This window comes from Allorhodopirellula solitaria, assembly GCF_007859855.1.
Taxonomy (GTDB): Bacteria; Planctomycetota; Planctomycetia; order Pirellulales; family Pirellulaceae; genus Rhodopirellula; species Rhodopirellula solitaria.
Window position 1 is genome coordinate 622,500 of record NZ_SJPK01000004.1, and the last position, 17,219, is coordinate 639,718.

Consider the following 17,219-nt stretch of genomic DNA (forward strand, 5'->3'; position numbering starts at 1 on the left):
ACTGGCTGGCTGGACACGTGACCGGTGGGCTTTGCTTGCTCGGTACTGTTGGAAAATCGATTGGCGTCGGGGCACCTCTCTCCCTGTCGAGGCCGCCGGTCTATCGGCAGCGATATTCGCTTGGTGAGAGCTGCATGATCTTCCGGAAACTGCGACTGAAGTGTGCGTGGTCGTAGAAACCGCACTCGTGCGCGATCTCGGAAACCGTCTTGTCCGTTTCCCTTAGCATTCGCGCGGCGTGTTCAACGCGAATGCGCACCAGATACTGTCTGGGCGAAGCACTGAACGCTCGACGGAAACGTCGCTCGAAATGGCTGACCGACAGCCCCGCCATCTCGGCAAGCTCGTCGGTCGAAAGCCTGTCGGCGAAGTTTTCATGGAGGTGCGTAATGACGTTGGCGAACGCATCGACTGTCCCCGACGGTGTCTGGATCCGTTCAATCTGGCGTGAAAAACCGGCGACCCCGATCACCCGATTTCGTTTATCCCGCAGAGGTATTTTGCTGGTCATCACGAGACGTGGTGACCCTGCATCTTCGGGAGCACTCTCCACCCGGTCCACAATCGGCTGGCCCGATTCCATGATGGCCGCATCGTCGGCCCTGTATTCATCGGCTCGTGACTTGGGGAAAAAGTCGTAGTCTGTTCGTCCGATCGCCTCTTCTTCCGAAGCGACACCACAGTACTCGCAGCCCCGCCGGTTCAACGCGATGAAACGCCCTTGGCGGTCCTTGACGAAGAACGACAGGCCAGGAAGGAAGTCAAACAGCAAGAATGCTTGGCTGTCAGGCCCCAAGCTGCCAAGAAACCTCTCACGCAAGTCGGTATTTTTCATGCCGGAATTTTACACGAGAAAGATTCCCTCGTGCAAGACAAGCCCGTCGCGTTTGGGCAGAATCAGCGAAGCTCCAACATCTCAATCTGCTTGTACTCTCAGTTCCAAATCATGAGACATACTTTCACTGGAATCTTACTCCTCCTGGCGATACCGTGCACCGCAGCCGGACTGTCCGCAGGCGACATCGACTTCAATCGAGACATTCGTCCGATCCTATCGGACAAGTGCTATTTCTGTCACGGACCGGACGACGAGAACCGGGAGGCGGGACTTCGCTTCGACATCCGCGAGGAGGCGATCGACATCATCGAGGCGGGTGAGTTGGTGGACCGCATCCGCAGTGATGATCCCGACATGATCATGCCGCCTCCCCGGGCGAAAGTGCCACTGACGGAGCAGGAAAAACAGCTCCTGGAGCAGTGGATCGACGAAGGGGCGCCGTACGCTGGGCACTGGGCCTTTGAGAAACTGCCCCTGGCGGTCGATGTGCCAGATCCTGAAGATTCGGATTGGCCGCGAGAGACGCTCGACCGATTCGTGCTATCGAAGATGAAGCAGCATGGACTATCACCGAGCAGCGATGCAGACCCTCTTCGTTGGCTGCGCCGCGTCACGATCGACCTGACCGGATTGCCTCCTACGCTCGAACAGATCCGCGCATTCGAGCAGTCGCTGCAGACCGATCATCAACAAGCTTATGTTGATGTCGTCGACAGGCTGTTGGGTTCCACGGCGTTTGGAGAGCAGATGGCCGTCGCGTGGCTCGATGCCGCTCGTTACGCCGACTCTTATGGCTATCAATCCGACAAGCTCAATACCCAGTGGCCGTACCGCGACTGGGTCGTCGACGCCTTCAACAACAACCTGTCATACGACCAGTTCTTAACCTGGCAGCTTGCCGGCGACCTGATGGAAAACCCGACGCGCGAACAACTGGTCGCAACAGCATTCAATCGGATCCATCGTTTGAACAATGAGGGTGGGGCGGTGTTCGAGGAGTGGCGCCTGGAAAATGTGGCCGATCGCGTGCACACATTTGGGACCGCTGTGCTTGGGCTGACGATGGAGTGTTGTCGGTGTCACGATCACAAATACGACCCGATTCCGATGCGAGACTACTACTCGCTATCGGCTTTCTTCAATTCGATCGACGAAAGCGGTGTGTACGATCGGACGGAGAAGGTGCCGTGCCCTTCGATACTACTGCCGACGCCCGAGCAGGCGACGGCGTTGCAGGATGCCAAGACCAAGTTGGCAGAATCCGAACGTGAATACAAAGGCGCCCTTGCGGGAGCTCGAAACCGTTACCAGGAATGGGCACCGAAGCCGGACAACAATCTCACCATCCCTGATCTGCGACTCGCGTTAGCATTGGACGAGGATTTCGATAACTCGATGAAGGATGTTTACCATCCCTCCCAATCCGATCGCAGTTGGGCACAAATGCCCAGATTGTTGCCCGTCGAAAACAACCCGATTGAGCGTTTGGATCCTTCTCTTGCCGCGGATTCACGCGGTGATGTTGCCTTGCCAAGCCGGCAGGCACTTCAGCTCGACGGGGAACGCGGGATCACTACGCAGGGGATCGAACCGTTTGACCGTTGGCTACCGATGTCGGTCGTCGTGACCTTTCGAGAAACGAGGCGGTCACCGCAGCGTAGTTTGATCGCCCATCACACCCGCGGCACGGACTGCGGATACAACGGTTGGGATTTGACCATCGAGGACGGACACCTTGAATCTCGCATGGCTCGGGTTTGGCCGGGCAACGCGATCAGTGTGCGCGCGACTCAGCGGATTCCGGTGGACCAGTGGCATCAAGTGAGTGCGACTTACGATGGCTCATCCCGAGCGGCAGGGCTGAAGCTCTTTCTCAGCGGTGAGGAGTTGGAGACGAAAGTCGTTCGCGATGAATTGAAGAAGAGATGCAACGTGAAGGTTGATCATGGCGGCGAGTTTGTGGTGGGACAGCGGTTTCGTGCTCGAGGTTTGGCTGGCGGCCTAATCGACGATGTCCGTGTGTATGACCGCGCGTTGACAGCCGTCGAGCTGACGACCCTGGCTTTCGGGCAACAACCGTCCGCCGGAGGCAAACCAAGCTTCCGCTATTATGCTTCGGCGATCGACGAAAAGACGCGTGCTGCAATGTCCAAGCTGACCGAGGCCCGCAAGGAGTTCGTGATGGCCGAAGAAGTGATGGATGAGCTCCCGATCATGAAAGAAAGCGACACCCCGAGGCTCGCTCACGTTCTAGCGAGAGGGGAGTATGATGCGCCGAAGAACAATGACACGCTCGTTGACCGCCGAACACTTTCGGGGCTTTCAGTCGCCATGCCCGAGGGTGCTCCGCGCGATCGCCTTGGCCTCGCGCGTTGGGTGACCGACCCGCAGCATCCGTTGACCGCGCGGGTTGCCGTCAACCGCTTCTGGGGGAGCTTCTTCACAACGCCGTTGGTCCGCACCCCGGAGAATTTCGGCTCACAAGGCGATTTGCCAACACACCCTGAGTTGCTCGATTGGCTGGCCCGAGATTTTGTCCACAACGGTTGGGACGTCAAACGATTGTGCAAGGCGATTGTGCTTTCCTCGACCTATCGACAGGACTCATCGGCAACGCCTGAGCGGCTCGCGTTCGATCCGACGAACCAGTGGCTCTCCCGCGGTCCGGCTCACCGTTTGGGCGCCGAACAGATCCGCGATCTGGCACTCGCTGCGTCGGGGTTACTGAATCCAAAATCGGGCGGACCGCCGGTCTCGCCCTATCAGCCGGGTGAGGATTTGTGGAAAGAGTCCAATGGCATGTCGCCTCCGTATCAGCAATCCGTCGGCAAGGCCTTGTATCGACGGTCGCTGTATTCGGTTTGGAAACGAACCGCTCCGTTGCCCAACATGATGGCATTCGACACAACGACGCGAGAAGTCTGCACGGTAGAGCGTTCGCGGACGAATACGCCGTTGCAGGCGCTGGTGTTACTCAACGACGTGCAATTTATCGAAGCGTCGCGGGTGCTCGCAGCAGAACTTGTCGAGATGCCCAAGAGCGACCGACTCGAAACTGCATTTCTGCGACTCACCGGTCGCTCACCCGACCAGCGGGAGCAACAGATCCTTGGCGATCTGCTCGCTGAAGAAGAGGCCTATTACGCCACTCATCCGGAGGCAGCAGAGAACTTGCTGGCACTCGGCGAGGCGGTGACGAGCCCAGACGTCGACAGCGCCAAGGTTGCCGCGCTCACCAACGTCTGCCAGTCCATCCTGAATCTTGATGCCACGATCTGGAAGCGCTAGCCGTTTTCCACATCCCAGATCCTCGACCGCGTTTTTGCAAAGCCTCTCCATGAACCCATCATCTTTCACATTCAATCGCCGACACTTTTTCCGGTCCAGCTCAACTGGCGTGGGCGCCGCTGCACTTGCCAGCCTGCTTGGTCACGATAGCGGGGGATCGGCCCAGGCGGCGACCAGCGGGCTGCCTCACGGTACGCACTTTGCGCCAAAGGCAAAGCGGATTATCTACTTGTTTCAATCCGGTGGTCCGGCCCAGCAGGACTTGTTTGACTACAAGCCGCTGTTGAATCAAATGAATGGCAAGGAGATTCCGCCCGCGGTCCGCGGCGAGCAACGACTGACCGGAATGTCGGTCAACCAATCGTCTCTTCCGTTGGCTGGTTCGGCTTTCAAATTTGCGCAGCACGGCGAATCGGGAGCATGGCTGAGCGAACTGCTGCCGCACCATCGTGACATCGTTGACGATGTCTGCTTTATCAAGTCCATGCACACCGAAGCGATCAATCACGACCCCGCGATCACGATGTTCCAGACCGGCTCGCAAATTGCGGGACGCCCCTCGTTGGGCTCATGGCTATCGTATGGGCTGGGGAGCGAGAACGCGGACCTACCCGCATTCATCGTGTTGGTTTCGGCTGGCCAGGGTGGCCAACCGCTTTACGCAAGGTTATGGGGTAACGGGTTTCTCGATTCGAAGTATCAAGGCGTTCAGTTTCGTGGCGGCCGCGACCCCGTATTGTATCTCTCCAATCCGGAAGGCATCCCGTCGTCGCGTCGCCGGGCGCATTTCGACGCGATCAATAGCCTCAACCAGCACCAGTTCGCCAAAGAACTCGATCCAGAGATTGAATCGCGAATAGTGCAGTGCGAAATGGCATATCGGATGCAAACCTCAGTCCCCGATGCGGCAGACTTTTCGGACGAGCCAGAATCCACTTTCGAGTTGTACGGACAAGACTCGAAAACACCGGGCACGTTTGCGGCAAACTGTTTGCTGGCCCGGCGATTGGCGCAGCGGGACGTGCGTTTCATTCAGCTCTACCACCAAGGCTGGGACCAGCACTCCAACCTGCCAAAGCAAATCAAAGGGCAAGCTAAAGAAACCGACCAGGCCTCAGCTGCCTTGGTGAAGGATCTCAAACGACTCGGTCTGCTCGACGATACGCTCGTCATCTGGGGCGGCGAGTTCGGCCGCACCTCCTACACTCAAGGCGTGTTGACGAGCGACAACTACGGGCGAGACCATCATCCTCGCTGTTTTACAACTTGGATGGCTGGCGGTGGAATCAAGCCAGGCGTCACTTACGGGGAAACGGATGAGTTTGGTTACAATATCGTCCGCGATGGTGTGCATGTTCACGACTTCAACGCGACGATTCTGCACCTGATGGGAATCGACCACGAACGTCTCACCTTCAAGTACCAAGGCCGCCGTTTTCGTCTGACTGACGTTCACGGTCACCCGCTCCAGGATATTCTCTCATAGTCAGCGACGCGAAACTACGCTGACCACCGGCTGTTCTCGGTCCAACCGGATTTGTCATGGGTAACTCCAGCGTGTTGGATTTTAGAGGTTTGGCGGTGGCGGCGCGGAACTGGCTGGCTTTTGTTTGGGCAGCGTCCAGAGCAACAGCCCCATCCCGACCACAGCGCTGACTGCCGATCCGACGATAACACCGGTTTTGGCCGTTGTGAGTCCGTAGGCACCGAAGGCGAGACCATCGATGAACAGTGCCATGGTAAACCCGATACCGGCCAGACAGCTCCCCGATAGGAGAACCGGCCAGCTAACACCCTGAGGCAGTTCGGCCAATCCGATGCGAATTGCGATCCAGCTAAAGAGGGCAATTCCGACCGGTTTGCCCACGACGAGTCCCAGCATGACTGCGATTGCGACGGGGTCACCGATGTTTTGCGGTTCAATGGGTACCCCGGCATTGGCGAGCGCGAAGAGCGGCATGATTACATAGGCTGCCCATGGGTGTAGTGTCATCTCGAGATATTCTAAGGGCGAAACAGTCTCACGCGTCAAACGCTGGACCTCTTGGACGATCTCGGCGCGGTGGCTGCGTTCGGCCCAGCGTCGATCGCCAAAGTCTTCTTCTCGAACGTGCAAGTAGTCGCGGAATCGCTCTGGAACCAAGACCGATTTGTCTGGGGTCATGAGGCCGAGGATCACGCCGATGAGGGTCGCATGAACGCCGGATTCATGGAGGGCGATCCAGGCGATCGCGCCGACGGCAATGTAGGGAGGGAACCGGCGCACACCCAATCGCGACATCATGTGAACGAGAGCAATTGCGATCGCCGCCATCAGGAGGTATTGGGCATCGAGTGACTCGGTGTACCCAAGTGCGATCACCACGATCGCACCGATATCATCGACGATCGCCAGAGAGAGCAGCAGAATCCGCAGGCGATGTGGGACTCGGGGACCGAGGATCGCTAAACAGCCGACCACGAAGGCAATATCGGTGGCCATCGGGATCCCCCAACCCCGCATTCCGGGTTCGCCGTATTGCAGGGATAGATACAACCCGGCGGGAACCAACATGCCTCCCATCGCGGCGGCGATCGGTAGTGATGCCTGTTTGAGATTCGACAGCGCCCCATGGACCAGCTCGCGTTTGACCTCCAGACCGATGACGAAGAAAAAAATCACCATCACGCCGTCGTTGATGACATGATGAAGGCTGTGACGAAAGATCAGGTCGCCGAAACCGAGCGTGACCTCGGTTTCCCAGAACGCGAGGTAAGACTCCGACCAAGCCGAATTGGCTGCGATCAACGCAATTGCGGCACAGAGAACCAGCATGAATCCGCTGGTCGTTTGGAACTGCAAATATCGGACGAAAGGCCGCAACCATTTATCGATGGGTTGGTCAGGGAGTGGATTATCCAAAGGATTCGTTCCATGTTTGTCATGCGGATCGGGCAAATCGAATCCAGGCTGATCTGTGATCACCGGACCTGTCAAGTCGATGTCAGCGTGGGAAAGTCAGTGAGCCCAAGTGAGGCCGGGGATCGACACGCTAAGGCGGGCTTGTATTATGGTACCCGTGCGATCACATAGTCAGCGTCTCGTTTGAGGATTCGACGATGCTCGTCATGCTGGAACGTCGAAGGCTGGCGAGGTACCTGCCCATTCGGTGCCGCACACTACCAAGGTCGCCATAGCTGTCACGTGGAGAAAGCTCGATGATTGATTCGGTTGCTCGTATTCTCATCTGCATCGGCGCAGTGGGAATCATGCTGCCCCACGATGCGAGTGCGGCGGAGGCGGGACGGTACGCTAGTAGCGATTCGGACTCGGGCTACGATCACTGGATCGATCTCTACGACACATCGAATCGAAAGATCACGAAAGACTCCACCCTGCCTTACTCGCCTCAGAATACCTGTGGGCGATGTCATGACGACGAGTCCATCTCTCATGGTTGGCATTTCAATGCCTTTGCACTCGAGAGTCAGCAGGGACGCCCCAGCGAACCTTGGATCTGGACGGATTCCCGGACCGGCACACAGCTTCCGATGTCCTATCGCGAGCAACCCGAATCGCGAAAGAGCATGTTCGATCCGCGCGAGGTTGGACTGACGCCGTGGCAGATGACCATGAAGTTCGGCGCACGATTCCCGGGAGGCGGGTTCGGCACCGCCGACCAGTCCACCGAAAAGAAGAAGACTGCGGCTGACAACGAAACGACCGAGAGCGATGCAACCGCAGACGCCCTCTCGCCCCGCTGGGCGTTGACGGGTTCGCTCGAGATTGACTGCATGGCCTGCCATGCGACCTCGAGCCAATACGACTTCGAGTCGCGTCGTCATCAGATCGAAGACGAAAATTTTGCCTGGGCGCCGACCGCCGCGTTGCATCTCGCCACCGTCGATGGGCGGGTGTCTCGAATCCGAGAGGGTTCCGATCCCGAAGATGAGAAAACGCAAGCTGCAGTGCCTCAGGTCAGCTACGATGCGTCCCGATTCTCACCCGACGGGAAGGTATTCTTCGATCTCGTCCGCGAACCCGAAAACAATGCCTGCTACCAATGCCATAGTACGGTGCAGGTCAACGAGGAGGGGATCGAGCCCCGGTGGATTCATGACGACGACGTACACCTGCGTGCGGGCATGCAATGTGTTGATTGCCACCGGAACGGGATCGATCACGACATCGTGCGAGGTTTCTCGGGCCAGACGCACGCGGATGATTTTTCGATCGGCACGCTGTCCTGCCGCGGTTGTCATCTCGGTGACGAATCCTCCGCTGCCGATGACGACCCAATGTCTCATGAACTCACCCGGCGGGCGGGACGACTCGGATCGCCCAAGCCGGTTCATGCGGGATTGCCGCCGGTGCACTTTGAACGACTCGCTTGCACCGCCTGCCACTCAGGTCCCGTCCCGCGAGAGGAGGCGACTCGCCTGATGACCTCGCTCGCCCACGCTTTGGGGGCGAAAGAGCGACGGGCTGGTGACGAACCTCCGCAAATTCTCGGTCCCGTTTACGCCAAACTCGACGACGGGAAGATCTATCCGCACAAGGTGACCTGGCCCGCGTTTTGGGGGATTCGTGAAGAGGGTGCCATCACGCCGCTGAACCCCGACGACGTTTACACCTGGACGCGTCGACCGCTGCGAGTTCGCAAGAATCTGAAAGAGGAACTCGCCAGCGATCCGGAAAAGTTCAACGAGAAGGTCGCCGAGGCGCTCGCTGCGATCGAGGAGGAAACGGGCGCGGATCAAGCTGTGTACGTGTCATCAGGAAAGGTCTACGCCCGGGACACCGACGAGAGCGGCAACGAATCGCTGGAGGTGCTCGAAGACGATTTTGATGAGGCGAAGATGGTGGCATGGCCAATCGCCCACAATGTACGCCCCGCTGGTTGGTCCCTGGGCGTCGATGGCTGTGTTGAATGCCATTCCAGCGACGCTCCGATTTTCGCCTCGACGGTCACTCCACTGGGGCCGGCTCCGCTGCAAGCCGAACCGGTCACGATGGCTAGCTTGCAAGGACTGGACGCGTTTGAGCGGGCGAGATGGAACGAATTGTTTGCCGGGCGATCGAGCTTCAAGGTTCTCGTCGCTGTGTCGCTCGCTGTGGTATTGGCTATCCTGCTGATCGGACTTGCGTCGGTCGCGACCAAGTTGACCCGCCACCATGGCATCGAAGCGGAGAAAGGATCATGAAAAGAGTCATCCGAATTTTGTTAGGTTGGGCGCTGCTGGTGCTTGTGGCCGCCCTGTTGGTCACTTCACTCGGCCCCCATCCGCTGCACGGCAACACCCTGATGGCCCATATGCTTGCCAGCGGAGCATTCGTTGCCGTGTTGCCTCTGTTCGCGATCGCCTGGCTGTGGCCGATGAGTGACCCAGCCAAGCGTGTGGTACTCACGCGTGTGGGATACTGGACCTTGCTCCTGACCGGTTTCCTCACCACGGTGACCATGTTCCTTTCCATGCTGCCCATGGCGGGAACCGAAACCCTGCATGAGCTGATCGGTCTCCACGGTAGTGCGGGCTACGCAATGGCTGCCGCCGCCGTCATCTTTTCGCTCGGTTGGCTCTATGCCATCAAACGCGGTACCCCCCGCCGTGTCCCCAACGACAACGCGTAACGCCGAGCAGCTTTCGTCACAGCCGTGCTGCTATAATTTTGCATCCGCCGCCCGCTCGAGCGTGTTTGCAACGCTCGGCGTCTCCTCCGGTCGGATAGAATGATTGCCATCACACGCTTTCCTACCTTGAATGACGGACGACAAGCCCATGCGAATGACTGTTCCATCCTTACTTCTGCTCGCGATTGCCGCAGGTTTTCAATCGGTTTCCGCCGCCGAGGAGGATGCCGCCCCGACCACGCAGCCGGCAAGCTCCGCCGTTCGTGCCGCGGTCGATGACACGGGGCCCGGTTGGCGTTCTCTGACGGAATCGGATTTTGCGGCCGTCAATAGCGCTCCCGATACGTGGTCGTGGAAGGACGGGGTGCTGCACTGCACGGGGCGTCCGGTCAGCGTCCTGCGGACCCGGGAACCAGTCAAGAACTTTGAACTGGTCGTCGAGTGGATGCATGAGCGAGCGGCGGGAAATTCAGGAGTTTTCGTCTGGACCACCCCCGAATCGATCGAAAAGCTAACCGAGAGTGGAGAGCCAGGATTGCCTGCGGGTATTGAAGTTCAAATTTTGGATCATGGGTACACTGACATGGTCGCCTCGCGTGGCCAGAAAACAGATTGGTTTGGAACCAACGGCGATGTCTTCGCCGTACGAGTCCAAATGACTCCCTTCCCCCCGCTGTCGCCCAACGGCAGTCGCAGCTTCCCTCGGAAACACCTCGCCAAGGGGCACGGGAACTGGAACCAGTACTACGTCCGAGCCATCAACGGCGAGGTCCGGTTGTGGGTTAATGGTGAAGAAGTCTCCGGCGGCACCGACATCGATCCGGCTCAAGGCTACCTATGCCTGGAAAGTGAAGGGTCACCGATCCAATTCCGTAAGCTACGAATTCGCGAACTGCCTTAAGCATGGACCGATGCGCGGCAACGTCAAAGGACGGGAGCCGCGCCGCTGGGCTCTTCAGCCGTCGTCGACCTCGCTGCCTCTAGCGCACGCAGCGCTTCGAATTCTTGCCGGAGCGTCTGCGTGGACATCGAATCGTTGTGGTATAGCCCAGGTACTTCGATCCATGTCTTGTGGGGAGTGGTCAATGAATCAAAGAGGGCGCGGCCGTTTTTCATCGGGACGATCTGGTCGGGGGTACCATGGACGGAGACCACGTTTCCCGAAAAACCTCGTAATCGGATGCTGCTGTTGAAAGGGTTGCTCATTAGCCACCGCACCGGCAGCCAAAAGTACTGCTCCGCGCCAATCTCCATGGCACTGTCAAAGGTCCGGTCGAGGATTAGGGACTGGGGTGGAGCGTCCATCGCCTCCACGAGGCCAGCGGCGATCCCTCCGCCGAGCGATCGACCGTAGATCGTAATCTCCTCAGGTGCCACATCGGTCACCTTGGACAGAGCGCGGACCGACGACAGGGCATCGTCGATCACGCTGGCTTCCGTCGGCGTGAACCCGTCAGGCTGGAATCCGCGGTATTCCGCGGTCAGCACGGTCGCGTTGGCGACGTGAGAGAGTTGCTCTGTCCATCCATCCAATTCGGTCGCCCGGATTTCATTGCCGTGCAAAAACAAAATCACACGATCCGGATTCTTGCGAACGAGAATGCGACCGAGCAGTTCGCTGCCGTCCACAGCCTCATAGGCGAGTGTCGTGACGGAATCCTGGATCGGCTGTTCCGATGAGTACCGATCGGCCGTCGCCTGTGGCGCTGCCTCGAGAAACGCTCCGGGAAAGACCAGTCGTGTTTCCATGTATACCAAGGTCACGCAGATCGCCGCGTATCCAATCAGGATGAGAACCAGCAAACGCAGGCCTCGCCGACGAAGCGCGGGTGGTCGCGGCCGGGTAGGCTGGATCGGACCGGGGGTCGGATCAGCTTCATTTTCCATGTTCGATTCCTTTCTGAAGAGATTGTCTCACGCCCCACCTCGGCAGCTCTCGCCGTCAGCGGTCTGTGGCGTAACGATGCAGAAACGCGGCGCTCATCTGGGTGATCAACTCCGCGTCGGCGGGATTTTTGATCAACAGGTGATCGGCACCGCTGAGCGTAATCAAGCTGCAGCCCGGTAAACCCTTCTCATCTTCGATCAAGCCGGAAATTCGTAGGGCGTGGTCGTAGCCGAGTGTTTGATCGACAGGGGAATGAAAGGCGAGCACCTGAGAGCGGATCCGATTGAGGTGATCAGCCAGCGAATGGCTGCGGAAATCAGCCAGCATTTCGCGGCAGATGGTCCACGTCATTCCACCGATCACGACGTCCCCCCGCCCCTGGCTCTCGATCTCGGGGTTCATCCGCTCCAACAGATCGGCGAGATGCTTGGTGTCGCTCGGGGCCGCGATGCTGATGACGGCTTTGAGTTGGAGGCGGAGTTCCTCGGGGAGTGATATGCCTGATGGAATCGGCATCCCGGCGGCTGTTGCGAGTGAAGCGGCCCCACCGAAGCTGTGTCCGATCAACGCGCTGACCGGCCCGAGTGACTCGTCTGCGAAGCGAATCGCGGCAGCGAGATCGGCGAGATTGGTGGAGAAGTTTGTTTGGGAGAAGTCGCCCTCACTGCCACCGAGACCAGTCATGTCAAACCGTAGGACCGTGATCCCACGTTCGGCCAAGCCGCGAGAAATCCGGGTGATCGCCTTGAGGTCTTTATTGCAGGTAAAACAATGGCTGAAGACCGCCACGGGATAGGGCAGCGGTGCGGGCTCGGAGCCCTGTTCGTCTACCGGCGTAGGGCGATCGACAATTCCGGCGAGGGCGAATCCATTGCCACCCTCGAAGCGAACTCGATTGGAGCGGCGTTGAAAGCCGCCGATGTGGTTGGCGTCCCTTCCACTCACGCTGAGCCATCCGATGGCAATTTGGAGTCGGGCGTGCCAATCCGTCCGGCTTCAAAAGCCGCCGCCATCGCTTTGGGAACTTCGGCCTCGGCGAGTACAAGCCGCGAGCGATTTTCTGAGACACGGGCCTTCATCTGTTGCTCCTCGGCGATCGCTTCGGCCCGCCGCCGCTCCGCTTTGGCGCGTGCCACCCGGGTATCCGCTTCGGCCTGGTCGCTCTGCAAGCGAGCACCAATGTTTTCACCCACATCGATATCCGCGATGTCGATGGAAACGATCTCGAACGCCGTTTGGGCGTCGAGCGCCCGCGAGAGCACAACACGCGTGATCATGTCGGGATTTTCGAGAACGTCAAAGTGCGACGCGGCCGAACCGATCGAACTGATGATCGCCTCACCCACCCGGGCGATAATCGTGTCTTCAGTGGCCCCACCAATCAATTGTTCGATATTCGTTCGCACGGTAACGCGAGCTCGCACACGCAGCTCGATACCATTTTTGGTGATGGCGCTGAGTGTGGTTTTGCCACTGCGTTTCGGGTCCGGACAATCGATCACCTTGGGATAGACGCTTGTTTGTACAGCATCGAGCACGTCACGGCCTGCCAAATCGATCGCAGCGGCTTGGTCAAAATCCAACGGGATGCGGGCGCGGTGAGCCGCGATGATTGCGTGGATCACGTTCATCACATTCCCACCAGCGAGATAGTGGGCCTCCAGCCGATGGGTGCTGATTCCATCGACTCGGCTGATGTTCAACTTGGCCTGCGCTGCCATCACCTTGGCGTGCACGATCACGTTGGGATTGACCTTCGTGAAGTGCATGCGGATCAGATTCACCAGCTTCACGTCCGCGTCGGACATGTAAGCCTGGAACCACAGTTTGCCGTACTGCAACAGGAAGAAACCCAAAACCACCGCGACTGCAATCGCGACGAGGATCCCGACCGTGAAGGCAATCGCATAGAACGTGCCTGGCTTTGCCTGCTGTGCCAAGAGGCTGGGCTGTGCGATCAGCGCCTGTCCCCAGGATGAGATCGTGGGCCAGTCAGAAAACAGTTCAGTTGTCAGGATCATGGATATCGAACAGCCAGGTTAGGATACGTAGCGGTTTGGGGCCGAACGCGGTGCGGGCGCGAGGCCCTATCGTAACTCAATGGCAGCCCATTGTGTATGAAATCCAGCCTGCTTTGGGAGGTTCGTCGGCTCTCATCGAATCTCAGCGAAGCGTTTCTAGGAGCGGATCGACGCCGCGATCCGGTCGACGGCCAGCCGCAAGGACCGCGCCGCCATGACGAAGTTCGTGTGGCCACTGACCTCGGGTTGGATCTGTTCGTACAGTTCGGTGGCACCGACGAGTCGACGCAGCTTTTTTTTCGCCATTTTCAGGTAGGTAGCTGGATCGACCGAGTCGTCGACGGGGCCCACGGCGAGGATAAAATCGTACAGATCCCGTACGATCTCACGCAGATCCTCGTCATCCTCGGCTTCATCACAATGCTTGAGGAAGGTCCGTACCATCCACACATGCGTGACTTGGTCATCGATCCCGTGGATTTTCGCCAACGGCGATTGCTCGTCCTGCGGGCTGTCGTCGGTGTTGGGGAGGTCGTTCAAAGTCACGTCGTTGATTCTTCAACGGGGTCGGAATCGCTCGCTTCGCTGCTGAGTCCCTCATCGTCGCTACCAGTCGCCTGGACCGGGGTGGCAAGTTCGGCGGCCGGTTTCGCGGGCGCGTGAGCTTGCGGAGTATTCATCGCGACAATCACCAATCCCACGATGGTCAAAGCCATTCCAACCCATAGCATCGGGCTGACGGTGGTCTCTGCATGCAGTTTCAACATGGATACGATCGCGCTGACCGAGACCGCACCGCCGAAGACGATCGGCATGACGAGCAAGGCGTTGCCGCGGCTGGTCATCATCGCGGAGGTCAAGCACAACGCGCCGAACGCTCCGAGTAGTCCGGCGAGGAACCCCCATTTCATCGTGGGGTAATACTGGCCCGTAAAACTAAACGAATCGCCTTTGACTGCCATCATTGCCAAGCCGCCACAGATCGCGATGACCAGGTAAGCGAGACCGATGAACACGTACGGCTTGAAAGGGGACCACAGTGGCACGCCATCGACACGTGGCGCATGGGCGTTGCCGATCGTCGGACCGTAGCATCCCCAAAAGACTGCCGTGCCGATTGCGAAGAGAATGGGTACTAACATTTTGTTCATGAATCTCTCAAAGGAGGTGGTTGGTGAGGTTCGAAACAGTGAGTCCCTATCCGAAAAGGAGGCTGACCCTTTGGAGGCGAACATTTGACGTGGTTTTCAACGGTCTCACCGGAGAGGGGCAGGCCCTTGTTCGGACAGGCCCCTTTTCGGGTAGGCGTCGAAGACGGGCTACGGGTTGATCAAGAAGTGACAGATATCACCATCTTGCATCACGTACGCTTTGCCTTCAGCGCGAAGCTTTCCAGCGGCGCGAATATCCTTCTCGGTTTTGTATTCTTCGAGGTCGGCGAGGCTGTAGATTTCAGCGCGGATGAACTTATGCTCGAAATCACTGTGAATCACCCCAGCGGCTTGGGGGGCGGTCGATCCGATCCGGAACGGCCAGGCACGCACTTCCTTTTCACCGGCGGTGAAATAGCTCTGCAATCCGAGAGTGCGATAGGTCTGGCGGGCGATCACGTTGAGTGACGGTTCCTCTAACCCTACGTCGGCGAGCATCTCGGCTCGATCGTCTTCATCGAGTTCCGCGATCTCCGCCTCTAACTTGGCACAGACGCAGGCCACGCTGGCGCCCGACTTCTTGGCGTGCTCGCGAACTCTTTGGACAAGTTCGTGCTCGCCGGCCAAGTCGGTTTCGTCGACATTGGCGACGTACAGAATGGGTTTGCCGGTCATCAAGCCGTAACTACTGATCGCTGCCGCTTCGGCCTCGGGCAATTCGAGCGTCCGCAGAGGCTGCTCACTCTCTAGGTGAGCGTTGCATTTTTCGATTGCTGAAACGCGGAGCTTGGCTTCTTTATCGCCCCCCCGCGCGCTCTTTTGGGCTCGCGGCAACGCGTTCTCGAGCGTCTGCATGTCGGCCAGGACCAACTCCGTTTCGATCGTATCGATATCCGCGATCGGATCGACGTTACCCGAGACGTGAATCACGTCGGGGTCATCGAAACAGCGGACGACCTGCATGATCGCGTCGACTTGACGGATGTGACTGAGGAATTTGTTCCCCAGCCCCTCACCATCGGAGGCACCTTTGACGATGCCCGCGATATCGACGAGTTTCAACGCCGCCGGAATGATCTTCTGGGGCACGATGTACTCGGTAATGCGGGTCAGACGTGCATCAGGCACACTGACGATGCCCTCATTGGGCTCGATCGTGCAGAATGGGTAATTGGCACTCTGGGCCGCGACGCTGCTGGTCAGGGCATTGAACAAGGTGCTTTTGCCTACATTCGGCAAGCCGACGATTCCGGCTTCCATCGAATACCTTTGTGGGAGGGGGAATGAAGCGAGGGGGACGAAAATCAAAAAGGGATCTGGCCCATGTTATCGCTGCTGGAGGTGGATTCGTCGACCCAGGCACCACTCTTGTCTCGGCAGTATCGCTCCGACATGGGAGTGCTGGACGGATCTGATACGATGCCGACTCCACACGATGGCAAACTTCCTTCAACCGCTCCCCCCGCACAGAGGACCACCTCATGGATCTTGGAATTTCACAGAAAACGGCATTGGTAACCGGCTCGTCCGCTGGGATTGGGCTCGCCACAGCCACTCGGCTGGCCGCCGAAGGGGCCCAGGTCTGGATCAATGGTCGCTCCGAAGACCGGCTTCAAGCTGCCGCTAAAACGATCGGCGAGACGGTAGCGGGCGCCGACGTGAAGTACGTTGTGGCCGATCTCGGCACCGCAGCAGGTTGCGAGTCTCTTTGTCAGCAAGTTCCAGCGGTTGATATTCTCGTCAACAACGTGGGGATCTTTGAACCCAAGTCGTTTGCGGAGATTCCCGATGACGATTGGACGAAAATGTTCAACGTCAACGTGATGAGCGGCGTGCGCCTGACGCGGCACTACCTATCCGGGATGCTGCAGTCGGACTGGGGCCGCATTATTTTCGTCTCCAGCGAGTCGGGAGTTCAGATTCCTGATGAGATGATCCACTATGGCATGACCAAGACCGCTCAATTGGCCGTTGCACGCGGTGTTGCCGAAACCACAGCCAAAACCGGTGTGACGGTCAATAGTGTCTTGGTGGGGCCGACCAAGTCCGAAGGCGTCGGTACCTTCGTCGAGGAAATGGCCCGCGACCAAGGGGTTACCCTCGAGCAGTTCGAAAAAGACTTTTTCTCAAACGTTCGGCCGACCTCGATCATTCAGCGATTCATCGAGGTCGACGAGGTCTCGGCGATGATTTGCTACCTATGCTCAGGGCTCGCTTCGGCCACCAATGGCGCGGCACTGCGTGTTGATGGAGGCGTGGTCAAGTCGATTCTCTAGCCCAGAAATCTGACTGGGGGCATGATTTGCGGCTCGATTTCGTCAGGCTGACGGCCACACACACCACGATCTCAACCTCGACCTCAACCACGGTCGAAACGCTCGAAAAGGTCATCGCATTTCAAGAAGGCGATCGCGGCTGCGT

At 58.4% G+C, this 17,219-nt stretch carries 14 protein-coding genes; 6 read left to right on the forward strand and 8 right to left on the reverse strand.

Annotation, left to right across the window (positions count from 1 at the left end; translation table 11 throughout):
- Positions 1-100: 100 nt before the first annotated feature.
- The gene (locus CA85_RS11025) at positions 101-835 is read right to left on the reverse strand and encodes an AraC family transcriptional regulator (RefSeq protein WP_146391364.1); all 735 of its coding nucleotides are present in this window, start codon (positions 833-835) and stop codon (positions 101-103) included.
- Between the two features lie 111 nt (positions 836-946).
- Between CA85_RS11025 and CA85_RS11030 the strand changes: the two genes are divergently transcribed.
- Entirely contained in the window at positions 947-4,126 is a 3,180-nt protein-coding gene (locus tag CA85_RS11030; RefSeq protein WP_146391365.1) for a DUF1553 domain-containing protein, read from the forward strand.
- 49 nt (positions 4,127-4,175) lie between these two features.
- Positions 4,176-5,612, forward strand: coding sequence for a DUF1501 domain-containing protein (locus CA85_RS11035; RefSeq protein ID WP_146391366.1), 1,437 nt, complete (start codon positions 4,176-4,178; stop codon positions 5,610-5,612).
- An 81-nt stretch (positions 5,613-5,693) separates the two neighbouring features.
- On the opposite strand, the gene nhaA is transcribed toward CA85_RS11035, so the two are convergent.
- On the reverse strand, positions 5,694-6,989 hold the full coding sequence (gene nhaA / locus CA85_RS11040) for a Na+/H+ antiporter NhaA (protein WP_146391468.1): 1,296 nt from the start codon (positions 6,987-6,989) through the stop codon (positions 5,694-5,696).
- A 335-nt stretch (positions 6,990-7,324) separates the two neighbouring features.
- Here nhaA and CA85_RS11045 point away from each other — a divergent pair, with 335 nt between their 5' ends.
- The 3 genes from CA85_RS11045 to CA85_RS11055 all read left to right on the forward strand — a co-directional run bounded on the left by CA85_RS11045 (position 7,325) and on the right by CA85_RS11055 (position 10,639).
- Positions 7,325-9,310, forward strand: coding sequence for a cytochrome c3 family protein (locus tag CA85_RS11045; RefSeq protein WP_146391367.1), 1,986 nt, complete (start codon positions 7,325-7,327; stop codon positions 9,308-9,310).
- Complete coding sequence (locus CA85_RS11050; protein WP_186774871.1) at positions 9,307-9,738, forward strand: hypothetical protein; 432 nt, start codon at positions 9,307-9,309, stop codon at positions 9,736-9,738. Before CA85_RS11045 ends, CA85_RS11050 begins: the two co-directional genes overlap by 4 nt.
- A gap of 154 nt (positions 9,739-9,892) precedes the next feature.
- Positions 9,893-10,639 (forward strand): 3-keto-disaccharide hydrolase, encoded by a 747-nt coding sequence (locus CA85_RS11055; protein WP_146391469.1) that lies wholly within the window; start codon positions 9,893-9,895, stop codon positions 10,637-10,639.
- Between the two features lie 23 nt (positions 10,640-10,662).
- Here CA85_RS11055 and CA85_RS11060 read toward each other — a convergent pair whose 3' ends face one another.
- The 6 genes from CA85_RS11060 to ychF all read right to left on the reverse strand — a co-directional run bounded on the left by CA85_RS11060 (position 10,663) and on the right by ychF (position 16,058).
- On the reverse strand, positions 10,663-11,625 hold the full coding sequence (locus CA85_RS11060; RefSeq protein WP_146391368.1) for an alpha/beta hydrolase: 963 nt from the start codon (positions 11,623-11,625) through the stop codon (positions 10,663-10,665).
- A gap of 55 nt (positions 11,626-11,680) precedes the next feature.
- Complete coding sequence (locus CA85_RS11065) at positions 11,681-12,571, reverse strand: alpha/beta hydrolase family protein (protein WP_146391369.1); 891 nt, start codon at positions 12,569-12,571, stop codon at positions 11,681-11,683.
- Positions 12,568-13,647, reverse strand: a complete 1,080-nt coding sequence (gene floA / locus CA85_RS11070; RefSeq protein ID WP_315852708.1) for a flotillin-like protein FloA — start codon at positions 13,645-13,647, stop codon at positions 12,568-12,570. Before floA ends, CA85_RS11065 begins: the two co-directional genes overlap by 4 nt.
- A 156-nt stretch (positions 13,648-13,803) precedes the next feature.
- A complete protein-coding gene (locus CA85_RS11075) occupies positions 13,804-14,193 on the reverse strand; it encodes an amidohydrolase (protein WP_391564852.1) in 390 nt (129 codons plus the stop codon).
- Positions 14,190-14,798 carry a hypothetical protein gene (locus tag CA85_RS11080; protein WP_146391370.1) on the reverse strand — a complete coding sequence of 203 codons (609 nt, stop codon included), beginning with the start codon at positions 14,796-14,798 and terminating at the stop codon, positions 14,190-14,192. Before CA85_RS11080 ends, CA85_RS11075 begins: the two co-directional genes overlap by 4 nt.
- Before the next feature lie 168 nt (positions 14,799-14,966).
- Positions 14,967-16,058, reverse strand: coding sequence for a redox-regulated ATPase YchF (gene ychF / locus CA85_RS11085; RefSeq protein ID WP_146391371.1), 1,092 nt, complete (start codon positions 16,056-16,058; stop codon positions 14,967-14,969).
- A 221-nt stretch (positions 16,059-16,279) separates the two neighbouring features.
- On the opposite strand from ychF, the gene CA85_RS11090 reads away from it, so the two are divergent.
- On the forward strand, positions 16,280-17,074 hold the full coding sequence (locus CA85_RS11090) for an SDR family NAD(P)-dependent oxidoreductase (RefSeq protein WP_146391372.1): 795 nt from the start codon (positions 16,280-16,282) through the stop codon (positions 17,072-17,074).
- The last annotated feature ends 145 nt before the right edge of the window (positions 17,075-17,219 follow it).